We start from the raw sequence: 3,752 nt of genomic DNA, 5'->3' as shown, positions 1-3,752 counted from the left end.
CGCCGGGGGCGGGCACCGGACGGCGCGGTCACGGTCATCCCTTCATCGCCTGCTCGATCTCGTCACGGATGCGGTCCACCGACGGGATCATCAGGTCCTCGAGGGAGTCGGCGGACGCCAGCGGGATGTGCGGCGTGGTGATGCGGACGATGGGTCCGTCGAGGTCCCAGAAGCCGTCGTCGCCGGCGATGGCGACCAGCTCGGAGCCCCAGCCGAGCATCCGGGGGTTCTCCTCCACGGTGAACAGCCGCCCGGTCCGACCGAGCGACTCGAGGACCATCGCGGCGTCCAGCGGCACCAGCGACCGCATGTCGATGACCTCGCAGTCGATGCCCCGCTCGGCCAGCTGCTCGGCCGCGGCCAGGGCCCGGCCCACCATCAGGCCGAGGGCGACGACGGTCGCGTCCTTGCCCGTGCGGCGGACCTTGGCGGTGCCGAGCTCGTCCAGGATCGGCCCGTCCGGGACCTCCCCCTTGGACGAGTAGAGCCCCTTGTGCTCGAAGAACAGCACCGGKTCGTCGCTGCGCACGGCGGCGGCCATCAGGCCGACGACGTCCTCGGGCGTCGACGGGGCGACCACCTTGATGCCGGGCACGGCCATCGCCCAGTTCTCGATCGACTGGGAGTGCTGGGCCCCGAAACGGAGGCTGCCGCCGTTGCCGCTCTTGACGACGAGCGGGATGGTGACCTGGCCGTTGGTCATGTAGCGGGTCTTGGCCATCTCGTTGACCACGAGGTCCCAGCAGACCGCGAAGAAGTCGGAGAACATGATCTCGGCGATCGGCCGCATCCCGGTCATGGCGGCCCCCATCGCTGCGCCCAGGATGGCCTGCTCGGAGATCGGGGTGTCGATGACGCGCTCGGGACCGAATCGCTCCAGGAGCCCGGTGGTGGTCTTGAAGACGCCGCCGGCACCCGCCACGTCCTCGCCGATGAGCACGACCGACTCGTCGCGCTCCATCTCCTGCGCGATGCCGCGAGCCACCGCGTCGCGGTAGGTCAGGATCGCCATGTGTGTCCTCCGTCTGCCCACACGTCGGTGAAGGCTGCTTGCGGGTCCGGCAGGGGTCCGTTCTTGGCGGCCTCGGTGGCCTCGTCGACGGCCTCGGCCACCTCGGCGTCGATGGCGTCGATGTCCGCGCCGGCGACACCCAGGCGCTCGAGCCGCCCGCGGTAGACCGTGATCGGGTCGTAGGCCAGCCAGGCCTCGAGCTCACCCGGCGGCTTGTACTTGCCGGGGTCGGCCCGCGAGTGGCCGCCGTGGCGGTAGGTCAGCGCCTCGACGAGCACCGGACCGGCACCGGACCGGGCGTGCTCGAGGGCGTCCGCGGCGACGAGGTGGACGGCGTCCGCGTCGTTGCCGTCGACGACGATCGGCTCCAGACCGTAGGCGGAGGCGCGATCCGCGGCCGGGCGCCGTACGGCCGTGATGTCAGCGATCGCGGTGTACTCCATGTACTGGTTGTTCTCGCACACGAAGACCACGGGCAGCGAGAAGACGGCCGCGTAGTTGAGGGCCTCGTGGAAGGCCCCGATGTTGGTGGTGCCGTCGCCGAAGAAGCACACGGCGACCTGACCGCTCCTGCGGTACTGGGCCGACCAGGCGGCCCCGTTGGCGATGGTCAGGTGGGCGCCGATGATGGCGTAGGAACCCATCACCCCGTGCTCCACGCTCGTCAGGTGCATGGAGCCGCCCTTGCCGCCGAGCAGGCCGTTGGCACGACCCAGCAGCTCGGCCAGCACCCCCTCCATGGGCACGCCCCGCGCCAGCGTGTGCGCATGCCCGCGGTAGGTGGCGAACGTGTAGTCGTCGGAGCGCATCGCGGCGCCGAAGCCGGCGGCGACCGCCTCCATCCCCAGCGAGAGGTGCGTGGTGCCCTTCACCAGCTGCTGCATGAACATGTCGTAGGCGCGCTTCTCGAACTGGCGCATCTCCTGGAGCATGCGGTACATCCGCAGCCGGGTCTCGAGGGGGATGTCGGCATCGTCGTGTGAGGTGGGGTCGTCCGGGGGCATCACCAGGTCGTGCTCGCCGTACGCGTGGTTGCTCAGGGGCAGGTTCATCGGCTCACCCCTCCGCGCCGGCGGTGCGGGTGTTGAGGTGCGACTGGCTGTCGCGCAGGGTCGGGAGCGCGCCGCCGGTGGTGAAGTAGCGGCGTCCCGCGACCAACAGCTCCTCGGCCGGGACCTTGGTGATCACCTGCGCGCCGTCGGCGGTGACCACGACCTCCTCCTCGATGCGTGCGGCACCCCAGCCGTCGGCGGCCGGCCAGTACGTCTCGAGGGCGAAGACCATCCCCTCCTCCAGCACCTCCGGGGCGTCGAGCGAGGTGAGTCGGCTGAAGATCGGTCGCTCCCAGATGCTCAGCCCGACGCCGTGTCCGTACTGCAGCGCGAACGCCGCCTCCTCGTCCGGGAAGCCGAACTCCTGGGCCGTCGGCCACACCGAGACGATGTCGGCGGTGGTGGCACCGGGCTTCACGAGCTCGATCGCCTGGTCCATGTACTCGCGGCAGATCTTGTAGGCGTCGGCCATCCCCGGTGAGGCGCTGCCCACCGCGAACGTCCGGTAGTAGCACGTGCGGTAGCCCATGAAGCTGTGCAGGATGTCGAAGAACGCCGGGTCCCCGGGCCGGATCAGCCGGTCGGAGAAGACGTGGGGGTGGGGCGAGCACCGCTCCCCCGAGATCGCGTTCACCCCCTCCACGTGCTCGGAGCCGAGGTCGTAGAGGACCTTGCTCACCAGCCCGACGCACTCGTTCTCCCGCACGCCGGGGCGCAGGAACTCGTAGAGGCTCTCGTACGCCGAGTCGACCATGGAGGCCGCCTGGGTGAGGAGTCCCACCTCGTCGACCGTCTTGATCCGGCGGGCTTCGAGGAACAGCTGCTGGCCGTCGACCACGTCGATGCCCATCGCCTGGAGGGCGAACATCACGGGCGGCTCGATGATGTCGACTCCGAGCGGCTGCTTGGTCAGGCCGTGCTCGGCCAGCACCTGGTAGACCTTCGCGGCGACATCCTCGGCACGCCCGGCGGACGGGGAGATCGCGCCGCGCAGCGTCGAGATGCCCGCGCGGGCGCCGTAGTGCTCCTCCTCGCGGTCCGGGTGCCCCGCGTCGAGCCACGGCGCGTAGAGCTGGTGGTGGCGCGCGGCCGAGCCGAAGTCCCAGAGGACCGGCGCTCCGCCCTGGGGCAGCAGGGCGAAGCGGATCATCTTGTCCATCGCCCACGTGCCGATGTGCGTCCCGGTCATGTAACGGATGTTGTGGAAGTCGAAGGTGAGCACCGCGCCGAGGGAGGAGCGCTCGAGCTCCGCAGTGAGCCTGGCCAGCCGCTCGGATCGAAGGCGCGACATGTCGAGCCGCGTCTCCCAGTCGACCTGGGTGACGCCGTAGGTGGGTGTGAGCATCAGGACCTCCGGGACTGCGGTGCGCTGGAGCACCAGGGACGGGCGGGGACGAGGGGGTGGGTGACGGACAGGCTCACGAGGTCCCACCGCCGGAGCGCACGAGCACCTTGAGCTGGTCGCCCTGCGGGTCGACCAGCACGTCGAACCCCCGGGTCACGACGTCGCCGAGATCGATCTGGGCGGTGACGGCCCGGGCGACCGGGTACCGCCCGGCGGCGACCATCCGGATCACGCGCGGCCAGTCGGTGAGCCGGTAGCACCAGCTTCCGTGCAGCGAGAGGTCCTTCTCCGCCAGCGCCATGGCGTCGAGCTGGGCCGGCTTGGTGTGCAGGCCCGTCTGGAC

At 70.5% G+C, this 3,752-nt stretch carries 4 protein-coding genes; all 4 read right to left on the bottom strand.

Annotated features, from left to right (window positions below):
* Positions 1–34: 34 nt before the first annotated feature.
* On the bottom strand, positions 35–1,012 hold the full coding sequence (locus ACXJKL_RS16785; protein WP_457208161.1) for an alpha-ketoacid dehydrogenase subunit beta: 978 nt from the start codon (positions 1,010–1,012) through the stop codon (positions 35–37).
* Positions 1,000–2,064: a thiamine pyrophosphate-dependent dehydrogenase E1 component subunit alpha gene (locus ACXJKL_RS16780; RefSeq protein ID WP_457208160.1), complete on the bottom strand. Its 1,065-nt coding sequence runs from the start codon at positions 2,062–2,064 to the stop codon at positions 1,000–1,002. Before ACXJKL_RS16780 ends, ACXJKL_RS16785 begins: the two co-directional genes overlap by 13 nt.
* Before the next feature lie 4 nt (positions 2,065–2,068).
* Positions 2,069–3,409 carry a M24 family metallopeptidase gene (locus tag ACXJKL_RS16775; RefSeq protein ID WP_457208159.1) on the bottom strand — a complete coding sequence of 447 codons (1,341 nt, stop codon included), beginning with the start codon at positions 3,407–3,409 and terminating at the stop codon, positions 2,069–2,071.
* 73 nt (positions 3,410–3,482) lie between these two features.
* Positions 3,483–3,752, bottom strand: a 270-nt coding sequence (locus ACXJKL_RS16770; RefSeq protein WP_457208158.1) for a hypothetical protein, incomplete at its 5' end; no start/stop codon positions are given.

Source organism: Nocardioides sp. P5_C9_2 (genome assembly GCF_054049555.1).
The sequence above is the reverse complement of the archived record's forward strand: the minus strand, read 5'-3'. Positions and strand labels throughout refer to the sequence as shown.

Coding starts and splice junctions, on each gene's coding strand:
- ACXJKL_RS16780 (WP_457208160.1), bottom strand. CDS start 2,064: ATGAACCTGCCCCTGAGCAACCACGCGTACGGCGAGCACGACCTGGTG.
- ACXJKL_RS16775 (WP_457208159.1), bottom strand. CDS start 3,409: ATGCTCACACCCACCTACGGCGTCACCCAGGTCGACTGGGAGACGCGG.